Raw genomic sequence first — 16333 nt, forward strand, 5'->3', positions numbered from 1 at the left:
CCCATGGGACGGCGTTGCGGTCATAGGGTCGGAACCATGGCGACTACAGGTGAACATCTGAGCAGGGCCCTCGACGGTGCATGGCACAGCGCACGCGAGCGCGCCCGGACGAACATGGCCGACCCGGCATTCGCGCCGCACTACACCCCCGACCTCGAACAGGCCCGCGACATCACCCTGAAACAGATGCGGTTGCTCGCCGAGCACGGGTACGCCGCGTCGGGTTTCTCCGTCGAATCGGGTGGTACCGGAGATGCCGGAGGCGCCGTCGCCTCGATCGAGATGCTCGCGATGTCCGATCTGTCCCTGATGGTCAAAGCCGGCGTGCAGTGGGGCTTGTTCGGCGGGGCGATCGAGAATCTCGGCACGAAGCGCCACCACGACAAGTACGTCACTCCCCTGATCGATTTGGATCTGCTCGGTTGCTTCGCCATGACGGAGACGGGCCACGGCAGCGACGTGCAAGCCCTCGAGACCACCGCCACCTTCGACCCTGCCACCGATGAGTTCGTGATCCACTCCCCCACCCCGTCGGCCCGCAAGGACTACATCGGCGGTGCCGCGCAACACGCGAAGGTTGCTGCAGTGTTCGCGCAGCTCGTGACGAACGGCGAGTCGTATGGGGTGCATTGTTTCGTCGTTCCTCTCCGCGACGACGAAGGTAACGATCTTCCCGGTGTCACCACCTCGGATTGCGGATACAAGGGCGGACTGCCGGGCGTCGACAACGGCCGGATCGTGTTCGACAACGTTCGGGTACCGCGCGAGAACCTGCTCAACCGGTACGCGGACGTCGAGGCGGACGGCACCTACACCTCCGACATCGAGAGCGCGAGCCGCCGCTTCTTCACGATGGTCGGCACTCTCGTCCGCGGGCGGGTCACCGTCGGCGGGTCGGCAGGCTCCGCGGCCCGTGTCGCGCTGTCGATCGCGACGCGGTACGCGCTGCTACGGCGTCAGTTCGATGCCCCGGGCCGTGACGACGAGGTGCTCCTGATGGACTACCTCGTCCACCAGCGGCGACTGCTGCCGCACATAGCGAAGTCGTACGCGCTGGGTTTCGCTCAGAACGAGCTGATCTCGGCGATGCACCGCATCCAGTCGGTGCCGCTGACCGACGTGGACCCCCAGGAACAGCGCGAACTCGAAGGCCGCGCCGCAGGCCTCAAGGTGGCCAACACCTGGCACGCGGCCCGCGCTATCCAGGAAGCACGCGAGGCGTGCGGCGGCGCAGGCTACATGGCCGAAAATCGGCTCACTGCCCTGCGCGCCGACGTCGACGTGTTCACCACATTCGAGGGCGACAACCACGTGCTCACGCAACTCGTCGCGAAGGAATTGCTCACGGCGTATGCCGACGAGGTTCGTGGCATGAGTCCTGTGGAGTGGATGAGGTTCGCCGCCGACACGATCTCGGATGTCGTGAAGAAGCGCACCGCGGCGCAGCAGATCATCCAGACGATCCTCGACACACGTCAGGACAACGAGGAGGACGGCAGCCTTTTCAATCGGGGCACCCAGCTGACGATGTTCGAGGACCGCGAGCAGTATCTGCTCTCGACCGCAGCGCGACGCCTGCAGGCTGCCACCAAGCGCGAGGACAACCCGTTCGACGCATTCAACTTCGTGCAGGACCACGTGCTGCACGCCGCGCAGGCCCATATCGACCGTGTCGTCCTGGAGGCCTTCGTCGCGGCCATCGACGACTGCAAGGACGAAACCGCATGCGGGCTTCTCTCCGATCTGTGCGATCTGTTCGCGCTGACGGTCATCGACGAGGACAAGGCGTGGTTCATGGAACACCGGCACCTGTCGGTCGAGCGCTCCAAGGCGGTGCTGCGTGGGATCAACGAGCGATGCCGCACATTGCGGCCGCACGTGATGACTCTCGTCGAGGGCCTCGGCGTACCCGAGTATCTGCTCGGGTCGGCCATGCTCGACCGTGAGGGAGCACCCCACTCCTGAGTATCGGAGAGGGCCTCAGGCGCCGACCAGTTCACCGAGACGCACGCGGAGCCGGTCGGCGTCCTTGGCCCACGCTCGTACGAATGTCCCGCCCCGCAGCCGCAAGCCGACGGCGGTCCGCCCGCGGGGAACGTTGGCGAGTTCTCCGAGTACACGGGCGCTCTCCCAGCGCTGCGGTTCGTCCCACGAATCCATCGCGGGAGGCAGTACCGCCTCGATCTCGCCGACCTCGAGTTCCTCGGTTCCCTGCCGCAACGCAGTGCGAGTGAGTTCGACGCTGACGTGACGCCGCGCCGCGGTGACCATGACGTAGGCGAATCCGGCGAGCACGATCGCGAGCACCGGCAGTGCAACCCAGTGCACGACGGGACCTGTCGTGAGTTCGACGATCAGCGCCACCGCGCAGAACACCGGACCGAAAGCGACCGTGCGCCATCTCGCGCCCGGCTCGTAGAACAGCGGCTCGGATACGCCTCGAGGTTCGGTCTGGCCGGTCAAGCGGTGAGCGCCCCGGGAATCACGACCAGCAGCGTTGTCACAACACCGAGTACGGCAATCAGACCGATCAGCACAAGTTCGCGACGACGACCGTAGGGCCGGGGTTTCACCTGCATGACGTCCTTACGCTCGACGGAGTGCGGCCACGGGCCGACGATGGTGAGCCCACCGTACTCTGCACTGCGCGGTGCGCAAACCCGGCACTGCGCGGTGCGCAAACCCGGTACTGCGCGGTACGCAAACCCGAGTGCCGTGAGGTCAGTTCTCCGGTAGCCGTAGAAAATACGCGTTGGACTCGCGCCGATGCATCAGCACGATCGCACCCACCGTGAGCACTGCCGAGGCGATGGAGATGATGCCGAGCGCCAATCCGGATCCCCCGGCACCGACACCCACCCCGAACACGGTCGGCAACGTGGACAGGGTCATGAACACACCGATCAGGGTCAGTGCCATGCGTGCCCAGTTCTTGCCCTTGTACATCTGCCGGACCACGAGATAGAGCATGCCGACGATGACAAGTCCGAAGACCACGGTGAGGACAACGACCATCGGGATCGCGGCATCGAGGTCGGAGCGGGAGAGTTCCTCCGTCCCCGTGTCGGCTGTCATCTCGACCATCATGTCGACGAGTTCGGTCCGCCCGCTCCAGAGGTCGAATGCCCCGAACAGCAGGGTGATCACGGTGAGAAGCAGAACTCCGCACCACAATTGGTAGGCGGTGACGACGTCCTGCGGGGCCGGGCGGGCTGCGTGTGCGGAAGGGCCGGGCGTCGGGGGTAGTGGAAAGCTCACGACAACCTGCCCGCAACTTCGGCGGCCCAGTACGTCAGCACGATGTCCGCCCCTGCGCGACGAATCCCGAGCAGCGATTCGTGGATCGCAGCGTCCCGGTCGATCCAGCCGTTCGCCGCCGCCGCGGTGATCATCGAGTACTCCCCTGAAATCTGGTATGCGGCAACGGGGACCGGCGACCGGTCGGCCACTTCGCGCAGGACGTCGAGGTAGGACATGGCCGGTTTGACCATTACCATGTCGGCCCCCTCGGCCAGGTCGAGGTCGAGTTCGTACAGTGCCTCGCGCCGATTCGCCGGATCCTGCTGGTAGGTACGGCGATCGCCTTCGAGCGACGAGCCGACCGCTTCACGGAACGGCCCGTAGAACGCTGACGAGTACTTCGCGGTGTAGGCGAGCTGGGAGACGTCGGCGTGACCGGCAGCGTCCAGCGCCGCCCGGATCGAAGCCACCTGCCCGTCCATCATGCCACTGGGCCCGAGTACATGAGCGCCGGATTCAGCCTGTGCCACCGCCATTTCCGCGTACCGCTCGAGTGTTGCGTCGTTGTCGACGACACCCGACGCCGTGAGTACCCCGCAGTGCCCGTGGTCGGTGAACTCGTCGAGGCACGTATCGGCCATGATCACCGTTGCATCGCCCAGTTCGCTGCGCAGCGCAGCAAGCGAACGGTTGAGCACTCCGTCCGGATCCGTTGCGCCCGAACCGCGCGCATCCTTGTCTTCGGGTCGCGGTACACCGAACAGCATGAGACCACCGACACCGGCCTCGACGGCAGCGGTCGCGGCCGTGAGCAACGAGTCGTCGGTGTGCTGGTACACGCCCGGCATCGACGGGATCTCCCACGGCTCGGTGCGCCCGTCGGCGACGAACATCGGAAGCACCAGGTGCCTGGGTTCGAGCGAGGTCTCCCCGACCAGGCGACGCATCGCCGCGGTCGTACGCAATCGGCGGGGACGGATATCGGGGAACATGTCGTCAGGACCCTTTCGGAGCTGGATACAGGTCGTGCGCGGTTTCCGGTAGCGGTTGCTACCGGAACCGCGCACGAGTGGGTCAGCGGCGGGCGCGGGACTTCTTACGCGGCGGAGGCAGAGCTCCCTCGGCACGCAGTCGCGCTGCGTGCTCGGCGAGCGCCTCGACCAATGGACCGACCTGCGCGGTCTCGGGTCGCACGTCCACCCGCAGCCCGAATTCGATCGCGGTCTCGGCGGTCTTCGGACCGATGCACGCGACGATGGTGCGCGCGTGCGGTTTCCCGGCAATACCGACGAGATTCCGGACCGTGGACGACGAGGTGAAGCACACCGCGTCGAAACCGCCGGTCTTGATCATCTCGCGGGTCTCGGCCGGCGGCGGAGCAGCCCGGACGGTGCGGTACGCAGTGACGTCGTCGATCTCCCAGCCGCGTTCACGCAAGCCCTCGGCGAGCGTCTCGGTCGCAATGTCCGCACGGGGCAAGAGCACCCGGTTGACCGGATCGAACACGTCATCGTACGGCGCGAACTCGGCAAGCAGACCCTCGGACGACTGTTCGCCCGCGGGGACGAGTTCAGGGGTGATACCGAACGAGCGCACCTTCTCGGCGGTGGCCTGGCCGACGCAAGCGATCTTCACTCCGGAGAACGCGCGGGCATCGAGTCCGAACTCCTCGAACTTCTCCCACACGGCGCGTACGGCGTTCGTCGAGGTGAACACCACCCACTGGTAGCGACCGTCGACCAAGCCCTTGACGGCCCGTTCCATCTGGGCGGGGCTGCGGGGAGGCTCTACGGAGATCGTCGGCACCTCCATCGGAATGGCGCCGTGGGAGACGAGCCGATCGCTCATCTCACCTGCCTGCTCCTTCGTCCGGGGAACCAGTACGGTCCAGCCGTACAGAGCACGCGATTCCCACCACGACATCTTGTTGCGCTGCGACACGACCTTGCCGACCGTCACGACCAGCGGTCCGACGAATTCGGAGCCTGCGTCGTTGAGGGTCGCCAGCGTGGCCTCGACGGTGCGCTGCTGACGCGTCGTGCCGCGCACCGTGATGGCTGCGGGGGTCTGCGGAGCAATACCGTGCTCGACGAGCGCGCTCGCGGTCTCGGCGAGATGTCCGGACGTCGCGTGCAGCACCAGCGGACCGGGAGCGGCGGCCAACGCCGCCCAGTCGACCTCGCCGCGGACGTCGGCCTCGGTGTGGGACGACCCGAGGGCCATACCCGCGTAGCTCGGAACTGCGGAACCGGCGGGCAGTCCGGGAAGCACCTCGAACACCACCTGCGTGCGGGCCACAGCATTGACCTCGGCGATCACAGAATCGGTGGTCAACGGATCGCCCGCGACGAGACGCACCACGTCGTGACCGTTCTTCGCTTCGGCGACCAGCGTCTTGGCGACCTCCGCGGGCTCCCCCAGTGCGGGACGCACGTCGGCGATCGGCTCGCCTGTCTCCGGGTCGGTGCCGAGGTCGGTGCCGACCAGAGCCACGACATCCCTGTCGACGTCCGGGTCGGTGAAGGCGATTGTGGCACCCGTGAGGGCATCGCGCGCTCGGACGGTGAGCAGCGCCGGGTCGCCGGGACCCGATCCCACGAACAGGATCCGTCCGGGAGTGTTCTTACGGACTCGGCTCATCGGTTGTTCTCCAGTGCAATCAAATCTGCGGTAAGGGAAATTCGGGGCTGAACGGAAACGTCAATCATCGGCGGCCCACTGCTCGTCGTCGACGATCAGTTCTTTCGCGCCGAGGTCGAGTAATTCTCGGGCGAGTGCCCTTCCGAGTTCCTCTGCGCGGTCGGGTGAACCGACGATGCTCGCGCGGAGCACGTCCGATCCGTCGTGTGCGGCCGCGCACCCGCGTACGGACAGTTCCTCGAAGACACGGCCGTCGTCGTCGAGCGACTCGACGATCTCTGCGATCGCGCCGACCGGCGCGGTGCACCCTGCTTCGAGCTCGGCGAGCAGTGCACGCTCGGCGACAACCGCCGCGCGACTCGCCGGATCATCGAGACCGGAGAGGATTTCGATCAGGGCGTCGTCCTCGGCGCGGCACTCGACGGCGAGCGCTCCCTGAGACGGCGCGGGCAGCATCTGGACGGGCTCGAGCGCTTCGGTGACCCGGTCGAGCCGCCCGATCCGCGACAGACCGGCGCGGGCGATGACGATCGCGTCGAGCTCGCCCGAATCGACCTTGCCGATGCGGGTGTCGATGTTGCCGCGCAACGGCTCCAGCTGCAAACCGAGGCCCATCGCTGCCAGCTGGGCGCGGCGCCGCGGGGCGGACGTGCCTACCTTCGATCCGGCGGGTAGTTCTCCGAGTACCAGCCCGTCGCGAGCAACCAGGGCATCGCGCGGGTCCTCACGAGGAGGAACCGCCGCGACGACCATGCGCGGATCCTGCTTCGTGGGCAGGTCCTTGTACGAATGCACCGCCACGTCCACTTCGCCGGCCAGCAGGGCCTCGCGGAGTTCTGCGGTGAACACACCGACACCGATGCGCTGCACGGGCCCCGGCGTGATATCGCCCTTCGTCGTGATGACCACGAGCTCCGCCGGATGCCCGGCCGCGATCAGGGCGTCGCGGACAGTGCCTGCCTGCGTGGTGGCGAGCACGCTGCCCCGAGTACCGATGCGCAATGTGCGCTGCTCGCGCGATGCGTCGATCCGGGTGGCTTCGGCGCTCATACCTTGCCGTCCTTTCGTGGAGCACGCAGCTCCGTCGTGATGACCGGATCAAGTGCGGCGGACAGATCCGCCGACGTGGTCGGGTCGGCCAGTGACCCCAGTTCCTTCGTGGGAGTCGCAACTGCTTCGACTGCCCCCGGTCGCAGTTCGAACAACTCTCGCAGCGCCTCGGCATACTGGTCGCCACCCGGCGTCGAAGCAAGCTGCTTGACCCGCACGGTCGGTGCGTGCAGCAACTTGTCGACGACGCGGCGCACGGTACGCGCGACCTCGTCGCGCTGACCGTCTCCGAGATCAGGGAGCCGGGAATCGAGACGCATGAGTTCGCCCTCGACAACTTCCGCTGCACGCTGTCGCAGCGCGGTGACAGTGGGCGTCACCTCCGCGAGCCGCTGCGTGGTCAGGTATCCGGCGAGCTCCGACGCGACGATGGCGCGCGCTGCCTCGGCATCGGCGGAGGCAGCACCCGCGGCGGGGTCGCGCTGCAATGCCTCCATGTCGAAGACCGTCACGCCGGGGAGCCCCGACACGGCGGGTTCGACGTCGCGGGGAAGTCCGAGATCGCAGATCGCCAGCGGGCGTTCACCGCGTTCGGATTGCGCGAGAGCACGGTGGGCGTCAGCGAGGGTGACGACCGTGCCGACCGCTCCGGTGCAGGTGACAGCGACATCGGCCTTGGCGAGAGCTGCAGCAAGATCACCGAAATCGACGACCTGAGCGTCGACGCCGTTGCCGCGGGCCGTGGCGGCGAGGCGTTCGGCGCGGTCGCGGGTGCGGTTCGTGAGAATGATCTCGGCAACGCCCGAACGGGTCAGATGCGCTACCGCGAGACCGCCCATTGCGCCCGCACCGATCACTGCGGCGGTGCGCCCCTGCAGGCCGCCGTTACCGAACAGTGCACCGGCCTTGTCGAGTGCGACCGACACGACCGACGCGCCTGCTGCGTCGATCCCGGTTTCCGAATGCACACGCTTACCGACTCGCAACGCCTGCTGAGCAAGTTCGTGCAATGCACGCCCCGCAGCCTGCTGCGCATCGGCGGTGGCGTAGGCAGTGCGGATCTGACCGAGAATCTGCTGCTCACCGACGACCATGGAGTCGAGGCCGCTGGCCACCGCGAAGAGATGCTCCGCCGCAGCTTCGCTGTAGCGCACGTATGCGTGCTTGTGCAGGTCCGCGAGAGTCAGTCCGGCGTGCTCCGACAGCAATCCGCTGACATCGGCGAGCGCACCGTGGAAGGCATCGACAACGGCATAGATCTCGACCCTGTTGCAGGTCGAGACGATCATCGCCTCGGAGATGTGATCCGACGCCATCATCTTGTCGGTCAGCTTGGGTCGATCGGTGTCCGCGACGGCCACCTTCTCGAGAACCGATACCGGGGCGCTCCGGTGCGAAATGCCAACGAGGAGGACACTCACGGCGCAATCACCGATCCGTTTCTGGTCACGGCCGAACCCAAGGGGCCCGCCTTGCCTGTTCTGGATCGCCGAGCCGGACTCGGCGTGGACACAGCAGACCCGAGCGGGCCGCGGGCGGGCTGAACGCTCGTCGTGTGCGCTCCCCCGGCAACCCGGAGAAGTTCGTCGTTTCGTGCGCTGTTGAACGAGAGCACCTGTAGTTCGACCGCGAGGTCGACGCGGCGCACCTCGACGTGTTCGGGCACCTCGAGCTCGATCGGCGCGAAGCTCAGGACGCTGCGAACGCCGGAACGCACGAGCACATCGCAGACGTCCTGCGCGGCATCCTCGGGCGTGGCCACGACACCGATGGTGGCGCCCAGTTCGTGAGCGTCGGATTCGAGCCGGTCGACGCCCCGGACCACAAGGCCACCCACGGTCGTCCCCACCAGAGCGGGGTCGGCATCGAACAGCCCCGCGAGGGTGAATCCGCGACGATCGAAACCTGGATAGCAGGCGAGAGCGCGACCGAGACTGCCCACTCCTACGAGAACGACATGGTGGCCGCGATCGAGCCCGAGTGCATTCTCGATGCGCGCCTGCAGGCGGATGACGTCGTAGCCGACGCCGCGTACGCCGTTGGGGCCGAGGAACGAGAGGTCCTTGCGGAGCTTCGCCGAACCGACCCCGGCGGCGCTCGCCAATTCTTCACTCGAGACGATGAGCGTGCCCGCTTCGGAGAGGCTTCCGAGGACCCGCAGATAGTTGGCGAGACGCGTCACAGTAGCCTGGGGGATATCCCGGTACTGAGAACCAGGAGCGACACGCTCGGAACTCCGAGTGGCACCCTCGCCGGTCCCGGCGCTGCCGCGGGCGTCGTCGCCCTGCGGTGGGTGCGGTTGCGTCACGTTCGTGGCTCCTCGTCCGGCCGGTGGACACGTCCGGCCTCACGGTGATCCGGGATTTCGTCCTCACCACGGTAACCGCTTGTGAAGCCATGCACAAAGTTGCTCGAAGGCCCCCGAATGTGCTTCCCACCTGCGCCACGACCTGGCGCGACAGCCTCACCGGGCGAGATCTGCGCGCAATCGCTGCTCGTCGACCTCCCAGTAACTGTGCTCCTTGCCGTCGAGGAGCACAACAGGAAGACGGTCCCCGAACTCGGCCCGCAATTCGGGGTCGGTGGCGGCGGCTTCGTCGACATCGATGCAGGTGACCTGCACCCCGAAGTCCGCGCACAGTGCTTCGAGAACGGTGCGCGCAGGTCCACAACTACCGCACCCGGCACGGATCAGGAGCGTCACCTCGTGTGCAGATACAGGGGTTCCGGCCGGGCCGGAGTGTCGATCGGTCATGACCTCCACTGTGCGACATGGGGCCCGGAGACGAACGTCACACCCGCAAAGGGGGTGACCGCCGAACCCTGATAGCGCGTCCACCACGGGCTACGCTTGCGGCGGGTCGTGCATTGGGGTGTGACGATAGGTCGGCACGACCGTCACGACACGGGAGGTGCGAGTGCCTGAACGTTCGTTGCCATACGGGCGGGGTATGGGTGAAGCGTGGGCACGGTTCATCCGTCCCGGCAGGCGCCTGTTGTCGCGCAAATTCGGTCCGAGCGAAGAAGAGGTCCGCGCGAACCTCGCCGGCGAAGCGAGTGCCGACGCTGCACTCGCATTGCACGGTGCACGGACAGAACCGGAAGCAGCGCCCGAGCCAGGAGCCGAACCCGAGGCCCGCGGCGCGATCGATCTGACCGCAGCCGCCTTCTTCGACGTCGACAACACGATGGTGCAGGGCGCGTCGATCATCCACTTCGCCCGCGGCCTCGTTGCGCGCAACTACTTCCGCAAGACCGACCTCTTCGAGTTCGCGTGGCAACAGGTGAAGTTCCGGATCACGGGTAAGGAGAACAGCGCCGACGTCGCAAGCGGCCGCGACAAGGCACTGTCCTTCGTGCAGGGCAGGTCGACAGCGGAACTCCGCCGACTCGGCGAAGAGGTCTACGACGACATAATCGCCGACAAGATCTGGCCAGGCACCCGCATGCTCGCGCAGATGCATCTCGACGCGGGCCAGCAAGTGTGGCTCGTCACGGCCACCCCGGTCGAACTCGCCGACGTCATCGCCAAACGCCTCGGTCTGACCGGCGCCCTGGGAACCGTTGCAGAGTCGGAGAACGGGGTGTTCACCGGCCGTCTGGTGGGCGACATCCTGCATGGACTCGGCAAGGCCCACGCGGTGCGCGCCCTCGCGATCCGCGAGGGCCTGAATCTCAAACGGTGCACTGCGTACTCCGACAGCCACAACGACGTACCGATGTTGTCGCTCGTGGGTACGGCGGTTGCGATCAATCCCGATCCCGATCTGCGGCAGGTCGCACGCACCCGGGGGTGGGAAGTACGAGACTTCCGCACGGCACGTAAGGCAGCCAAGGTCGGAGTGCCGACGGCCCTCGGCCTCGGCGCGGCCGGCGGCGCAGTCGCCATTGCGCTCGGACGGCGCCGCGACCGAGCCGCCTGACCCGGCCTGCCCTCAGCCGAGGAAAACGTTTCTGCGGCGAGTGAGCAATTTGTAGAGCGTCTGCTGAATCACTTCACGAACGTGGTCGGTGACCTCGAACAACACCATCGGATCGTCGGCCGCGACTTCGTCGTGGACGTCGGTCGCAATGGGCGTACCGAATTCGATGTACCACTTGGATGGCAACGGCACCGCACCGAGCGGGCCGAGCGCGGGAAAAAGCGGAGTGATCGGGAAGTAGGGCAACCCCAACAACCGTGCAAGCGAGGTGAGATCGCCGATGTTCGGGTAGATCTCCTCTGATCCCACGATCGAGCACGGAATGATCGGTGCATGTGTCTTCAGCGCTGCCGAGACAAAACCGCCGCGTCCGAAACGCTGCAGCTTGTACCGCTCCTTGAACGGCTTGCCGAGCCCCTTGTACCCTTCCGGGAACACGGCGACGACCTGGTCTTGTTCGAGAAGCCGTTCGGCATCGGGATGGCACGCGAGGGTATGCCCCGCCTTACGCGCCACGGTGCCGACGACCGGCATGTCGAAGGCGAGATCGGCCGCAAGCATCCGCAGCGGCCGGTGTGCGCGGTCGTGCACGGCGACGGAGGTCATCAGGGCGTCGACGGGCAGAGTGCCCGCGTGATTCGCGACGATGAGTGCTCGCCCGTCGGCCGGAATGTTCTCCACCCCCCGCACTTCGACGCGGAACCACTTGTCGAACAGTGGACGCAGCGCGGGCATGAGGATGTTGTCGTTGAAATGCGGGTCGAAACCGAAGTCGTCGACCTCGTAGTCACCTGTGATCCGGCGCCTCAGGAACTCCGCGCCCCCTGTCACGTGCCCGATCAGGGCGGTACGCAGATCGTCGAGGAGTCCGTCGACGACGGTGTGCTGCGATGCGACATCCCCGGCCGGGGCGCCTTGCGACGGGTGCACTTCGAAGGACTCCGCGGGCCGGCCCGAAGCGGTGCGCCGACTTCCTCCGTGCAACGGTATGACCTTGGCAACCTGAGTCATCGCACCTCCGTCCGCTCCCCGAGAGTGGAAAGCAGCATCGATTCGGCCTTGTCGATCCATTCGGACTTCACGATGCGGGACATCCCGATTCCTCGCGCGAAGTCGTCGAGGGCTTCCTTGGTGGTCCAGCGTGGTTCGAATCCGAGTTCTTCGCGCATGCGTGTCGTGTCGAGTCCGCATCCGAAGTGGAAGTAGTCGAGTTCTTCCTTCGTGAACGACTTCATGACCGATCCCACAAGGGCGTGACCCACATTGCGGAACAGGCTGTAGGGCATCGGCACGGTCAGGCCACCTGCCCGTCGGACGGCCTGTGTCATCATCACGATGCCGTCGCCTGCCACGTTGTAGGTACCGGACGGACCGCCGAGCGTTGCGCACTCGAGAGCGCCGAGCGCATCCTCCTCGTGCAGCAACTGCAATCGTGCGTCGCGACCGAGGACATTGGGAACCAGCGGTGAGGTGAGGTAGTTCGAGAGCGAACCAGGCAGGCGGTTCCCGACTGTGGGCGCAAGACGCAGGATCGTGGTGGCGATGTCGCTGCGTCGCCGGGCCAGACCTCGCAGGTAACCCTCGATCTCGATCATGTCGCGGGCGAACGCGCCGGTGGGGCGGCGCCTCGCGCTCATCTCCTCCGTGAATTTCACGGGGTCCTTGGCGCTGGAGCCGTAGACGACCGACGACGACCGCAACACGACCTTGCGCACCGACGGCGCCTTCTGGCACACCGCGAACAGTTGCATCGCGCCGATGACGTTCATGTCTTTCATCGCGGCGCGTGCTCCGGATTTGGGCGCCTTGGTGACCGCCGACGCGTGCACGACGGTGTCGACGTTCATGTTTCTGATGACCTTGCCGATCAGTGGATTCCTGATGTCGGCGAGGACGAATTCGGCGCGCCCCATGCGTCGGTGCATGTCTTTGGTGGGCGACTGGGTATCGACTGCGATGACCCGTTCGATGTCGGGGTTCTGAGCCAGCCGGGTGACGAGGAAGCCACCGAGAAATCGGCTCGCACCCGTCACCAATACGACACCTGGCGGCTCGGCCTGTCGCCCGTGTGAAGTCACAGCACCCCCTGCTTGCAGAACATCTCCGTCGGCGGTCCCACCTCGGCCGCAGGACGGTATGCGCTACAACGATACGGTGACATCGGCAACATCGCATGACACCCGGGTAAACGTCCGGTTGCTCGCCGTGCAGAAACGTCGAATGCCCGCCACCATGGGTGACGGGCATTCGTTCGGCAGTACTGCTACCGGCGGCAGCTCGGATGCCGATGATCGACAGTGGCCTACTTGCCGAGTTTCCTACGCTGCACGCGAGTGCGGCGGAGCAGCTTGCGGTGCTTCTTCTTCGACATGCGCTTGCGGCGCTTCTTGATCACAGACCCCATGTGGGTTCCCTCGCGTTCTTATAGCGTTCCTGCGCACGCCGGTGACGTACGCCTTCTTCTGTCGGACGCTGGGCCTCGTGGTGACGAGCTCAGCGCCTCACGACACCGGCTGACCGGTACGACGAATTGCAATCGTACCGGTGCAGGAACGACCGGATGAAATCGAGGTCCGCTCCGTGCTCCCACAGCCTTCCGAGCCAGGTTCACCCGACGTCGAAATACGATGTCTCGAGATAGTCGTGAACCGCCTTTGCGTGCACCCGGAACGAGCGTCCGACGCGCACAGCAGGCAGTTCACCGCTGTGTACAAGCCTGTACACGGTCATCTTCGATACCCTCATCAACGACGCCACTTCGGCGACCGTCAGGAATTGGGTGCCTGCGAGGACCGACTGTCCGTCTTGGGGTTGACCCTTCGACGGTGTATTTCCTGAAACCATTACACACCTCCGGCACGTCCGCGCCGCCGGCTTCCCCTCCGGCGGAACAGACACGCACGTGCTCATTCGAGCTTAGCGTGACGAATGGTTCCTGTGCGACGATGACGGCCACCAATTCCACTTCCGTCACACCAGTACGGCGTGTCGCGAGGCCCGTCCACCTGATGTTCGGCTAGTCGGAACGTGCGCCTAGCTGCACCGATCGTTGCCGCGCGGCCTCGAGCGCGTCGTAGAACGCGGTGCGGATCCCACCCCGCTCGAATTCTCTGATAGCTGCGGCCGTCGTACCTCCGGGCGACGTCACGGCTGCACGCAGATCCGCCGCGTTCTCTCCGGATCGGGCGAGCATTGCCGCGGAACCGGTCATGGTCTGCACCACGAGATCCGTGGCGACGGCACGGCTGAGCCCGAGCGCAACGCCTGCGTCGATCATCGCCTCGGCGACGAGGAAGAAGTACGCGGGGCCGGAACCCGACACCGCGGTGACCGCATCCATCTGCGATTCGGGTACGACCGAAACGGTGCCCACCGATCCGAGCAACTCGCGCACGAGGTCGAGGTGTTCACCCTTCACGTGGCGTCCTGCGGCAAGCACGCTCGCGCCCTGCCCGACGAGCATCGGGGTGTTGGGCATCACTCGGACGACGGGAGCACCTGCGGGGAGTTTGTTCTCGTACTGGGCAGTGGTGACGCCCGCGACGAGCGAAACGACGATCTGCTCGGTGTCGTTGTCGAGATCCGCCGAGGCCACGTCGGCGATCACCGGGTCGACGTCGCCGGGTTTGACCGCCACGACGATCACGTCGGCACCCTCGACCGCGTCGGCCGTGCCGTCGGTGACGCGGATCGCATACGCACGCGCCAGTTCGTCTGCTCGCTCGGGCAGCTTCTCGACCACCACGAGGTCCTTGGTGGCGTAGCTGTTCTGCAGCAGCCCCGAGATCAGGGCCTCACCGATTCTGCCGCCACCGATCACCGCAATTCTCGTCATGGGTGACAGCGTGCCACGGGTCCCCCGTGTGGCACGCATCGCAGTCCCGCGGTCGACAGGCCGACGCTTTCGACGGCGGAACGGGTCAGCGTGGAATCATCGCGAGCTGGCGGGACTGCACCACCACTGCCCCCGACGAATCGACCACGGTGTGATCCGATTCGAACCACGTCTGCCCGAGCACGATGCTTTCATTCGTCAGGCGCAGCCAGCCCGGCGCGGGAAGCGCGCGCAGATATGCGGTCAGCTGCACGGTGGGTGCCCACCCGAACATGCCGCGGTTCATCGTCACGGGCGCCGAGATGTCTCCTGCCATGAGCGCGAACAGGGCCAGCGTGTCGAGGTCCGCCTCGTCGGCGGGGCGGAGCTTCGTCCACATCGCGATGCGTGGATCGCCGTCCTGGTCGCCGCGGAGGAATCCGGCAGTGGACTCGTCGACACGGATGTCGACGGACCCGCACAGGTTCACGATCTGGCCCATCGGGTGGTCAGGAGTGACCACCACAACGTCCTCGGGCGGCGAAGCGAGCATCTCGGTGGCGGGATGCGGTACGACGTACCGCGGGTCGCCGCCGTCGGGCACGCCGAGCGTGATACTCGCGCGTACCGCGACGCGGCCACCCTGTCCGAGGGTGGCATCCACGACGGAGGCCTGCTTGCCCAGCTTCCGGACCACGGTGGTGATCTCGACCTCCCCCGGGTCGGGCGCGGATACGAAAGACGCGCTCACCGCGAGAGGTTGAACTGCGGGGTCGGCTCCGGCCTCTATTCCGGCGCGGCGGGCTGCGGCTGCGCTCACTGCGAGCATGCAGCCACCGTGCACCTTGGGTCCGATGGTCCAGGTGGGTGCGATGTGCGCCGACCAGGCGCCCTCGCCGTCGGCCGTGAGTGTGGTCAGGTCACGGAACGGATGGTCGGTGGTCACTGGATCTCCTGCGGGTTTCGAGCGGGTTCTGTGTTTCGAGCGGGTTCTGTGGAACCTGTCTGGTCGGCGTCTGCCGCCGCGGCGAAGATCCGGGCGGCGCGGTGCTGGTGCGCGAGACGCCTCATCGCGGCGAGTACCGGCTCGTACAACGCGGTGCCCAGCACGGCAGCTTCGACGGTTTCCTGCCGAGTGCTCGTCGGAAGGAGATCGACGTCGAGGTCGGCGATCTCGCGGATGTGCTCGCCGTAGAGGTCGATACGTCGGTCGGACATGGTCAGACCGGCCGAGTCGAGTGCTGCGAGCGCAGCTTCGAGCTGGGCGACCGCGGTGAACTTCGGGTCGTACAGCTGCCCGAGCCGTTCGAGCAGTGCGCGAGTGCGGGGATAGTCGGCGTCGGGTGGGTTGTCGACATATGGCGGGAGCGCCATCACTGCCTTGCCGAGAGTGACGAACAGATCCTCGTCCGGATTCTCCGCGAGCGCCACCACTGCCTTGATCTTGTCGAGCGGCAGGCCCTGACCTGCGAGCGCACGAATCAAACCGAGCCGGCGTACGTGCTCGTCATCGTATCGGGCCTGCGTAGCGCTCGTTGCGTGGCCCGGCATCAGCAGTCCCTCGCGCAGGTAGTACTTCACGGTGGCCAGCGGCACACCACTACGCGCCGCCAATTCCGAGATTCGCATGTCACCTCCGATTTGCTGTTGACATCAGATACTACAA

17 protein-coding genes are annotated in these 16333 nt (G+C 66.2%); 2 read left to right on the forward strand and 15 right to left on the reverse strand.

Features of this window, described 5'->3' with window-relative positions; all coding sequences use genetic code 11:
• The first annotated feature begins 36 nt into the window (after nucleotides 1-36).
• A complete protein-coding gene (locus ACSYG9_RS02635) occupies nucleotides 37-1965 on the forward strand; it encodes an acyl-CoA dehydrogenase family protein (protein WP_440125674.1) in 1929 nt (642 codons plus the stop codon).
• Between the two features lie 15 nt (nucleotides 1966-1980).
• Here ACSYG9_RS02635 and ACSYG9_RS02640 read toward each other — a convergent pair whose 3' ends face one another.
• From ACSYG9_RS02640 to ACSYG9_RS02675, 8 genes are all read right to left on the reverse strand, one after another.
• Complete coding sequence (locus tag ACSYG9_RS02640; RefSeq protein WP_440125675.1) at nucleotides 1981-2463, reverse strand: hypothetical protein; 483 nt, start codon at nucleotides 2461-2463, stop codon at nucleotides 1981-1983.
• Nucleotides 2464-2721: 258 nt separating this feature from the next.
• Nucleotides 2722-3258 (reverse strand): hypothetical protein, encoded by a 537-nt coding sequence (locus tag ACSYG9_RS02645; protein WP_440125677.1) that lies wholly within the window; start codon nucleotides 3256-3258, stop codon nucleotides 2722-2724.
• Nucleotides 3255-4232, reverse strand: coding sequence for a porphobilinogen synthase (gene hemB / locus ACSYG9_RS02650; RefSeq protein ID WP_454841058.1), 978 nt, complete (start codon nucleotides 4230-4232; stop codon nucleotides 3255-3257). The genes ACSYG9_RS02645 and hemB overlap by 4 nt, the downstream gene beginning before the upstream one ends.
• Before the next feature lie 82 nt (nucleotides 4233-4314).
• Nucleotides 4315-5880, reverse strand: a complete 1566-nt coding sequence (locus ACSYG9_RS02655) for a uroporphyrinogen-III synthase (protein WP_440125679.1) — start codon at nucleotides 5878-5880, stop codon at nucleotides 4315-4317.
• A gap of 60 nt (nucleotides 5881-5940) precedes the next feature.
• Nucleotides 5941-6930 carry a hydroxymethylbilane synthase gene (hemC, locus tag ACSYG9_RS02660; protein ID WP_454841061.1) on the reverse strand — a complete coding sequence of 330 codons (990 nt, stop codon included), beginning with the start codon at nucleotides 6928-6930 and terminating at the stop codon, nucleotides 5941-5943.
• A complete protein-coding gene (locus ACSYG9_RS02665; protein WP_454841063.1) occupies nucleotides 6927-8351 on the reverse strand; it encodes a glutamyl-tRNA reductase in 1425 nt (474 codons plus the stop codon). The genes hemC and ACSYG9_RS02665 overlap by 4 nt, the downstream gene beginning before the upstream one ends.
• Entirely contained in the window at nucleotides 8348-9238 is an 891-nt protein-coding gene (locus ACSYG9_RS02670) for a redox-sensing transcriptional repressor Rex (protein ID WP_440125682.1), read from the reverse strand. Before ACSYG9_RS02670 ends, ACSYG9_RS02665 begins: the two co-directional genes overlap by 4 nt.
• A gap of 156 nt (nucleotides 9239-9394) precedes the next feature.
• Nucleotides 9395-9685, reverse strand: a complete 291-nt coding sequence (locus ACSYG9_RS02675; RefSeq protein WP_440125683.1) for a glutaredoxin family protein — start codon at nucleotides 9683-9685, stop codon at nucleotides 9395-9397.
• Nucleotides 9686-9848: 163 nt separating this feature from the next.
• On the opposite strand from ACSYG9_RS02675, the gene ACSYG9_RS02680 reads away from it, so the two are divergent.
• The gene (locus ACSYG9_RS02680) at nucleotides 9849-10853 is read left to right on the forward strand and encodes an HAD-IB family hydrolase (RefSeq protein WP_440125684.1); all 1005 of its coding nucleotides are present in this window, start codon (nucleotides 9849-9851) and stop codon (nucleotides 10851-10853) included.
• A gap of 12 nt (nucleotides 10854-10865) precedes the next feature.
• Here the strand turns inward: ACSYG9_RS02680 and ACSYG9_RS02685 are convergent, their stop codons facing one another.
• The 7 genes from ACSYG9_RS02685 to ACSYG9_RS02715 all read right to left on the reverse strand — a co-directional run bounded on the left by ACSYG9_RS02685 (nucleotide 10866) and on the right by ACSYG9_RS02715 (nucleotide 16296).
• Entirely contained in the window at nucleotides 10866-11864 is a 999-nt protein-coding gene (locus tag ACSYG9_RS02685) for a 1-acyl-sn-glycerol-3-phosphate acyltransferase (RefSeq protein WP_440125685.1), read from the reverse strand.
• The gene (locus tag ACSYG9_RS02690; protein ID WP_440125686.1) at nucleotides 11861-12931 is read right to left on the reverse strand and encodes an NAD-dependent epimerase/dehydratase family protein; all 1071 of its coding nucleotides are present in this window, start codon (nucleotides 12929-12931) and stop codon (nucleotides 11861-11863) included. The genes ACSYG9_RS02685 and ACSYG9_RS02690 overlap by 4 nt, the downstream gene beginning before the upstream one ends.
• 224 nt (nucleotides 12932-13155) lie before the next feature.
• Nucleotides 13156-13257 carry a 30S ribosomal protein bS22 gene (locus ACSYG9_RS02695; RefSeq protein ID WP_003402602.1) on the reverse strand — a complete coding sequence of 34 codons (102 nt, stop codon included), beginning with the start codon at nucleotides 13255-13257 and terminating at the stop codon, nucleotides 13156-13158.
• A gap of 203 nt (nucleotides 13258-13460) precedes the next feature.
• Nucleotides 13461-13697 (reverse strand): helix-turn-helix domain-containing protein, encoded by a 237-nt coding sequence (locus ACSYG9_RS02700; RefSeq protein ID WP_054719598.1) that lies wholly within the window; start codon nucleotides 13695-13697, stop codon nucleotides 13461-13463.
• Between the two features lie 172 nt (nucleotides 13698-13869).
• Nucleotides 13870-14688: a pyrroline-5-carboxylate reductase gene (gene proC / locus ACSYG9_RS02705; protein WP_454841066.1), complete on the reverse strand. Its 819-nt coding sequence runs from the start codon at nucleotides 14686-14688 to the stop codon at nucleotides 13870-13872.
• Nucleotides 14689-14773: 85 nt separating this feature from the next.
• A complete protein-coding gene (locus ACSYG9_RS02710) occupies nucleotides 14774-15613 on the reverse strand; it encodes a thioesterase family protein (protein WP_454841068.1) in 840 nt (279 codons plus the stop codon).
• The gene (locus ACSYG9_RS02715) at nucleotides 15610-16296 is read right to left on the reverse strand and encodes a MerR family transcriptional regulator (RefSeq protein ID WP_454841070.1); all 687 of its coding nucleotides are present in this window, start codon (nucleotides 16294-16296) and stop codon (nucleotides 15610-15612) included. The genes ACSYG9_RS02710 and ACSYG9_RS02715 overlap by 4 nt, the downstream gene beginning before the upstream one ends.
• Between the last annotated feature and the right edge of the window lie 37 nt (nucleotides 16297-16333).

Source organism: Rhodococcus sp. SJ-2 (genome assembly GCF_053750035.1).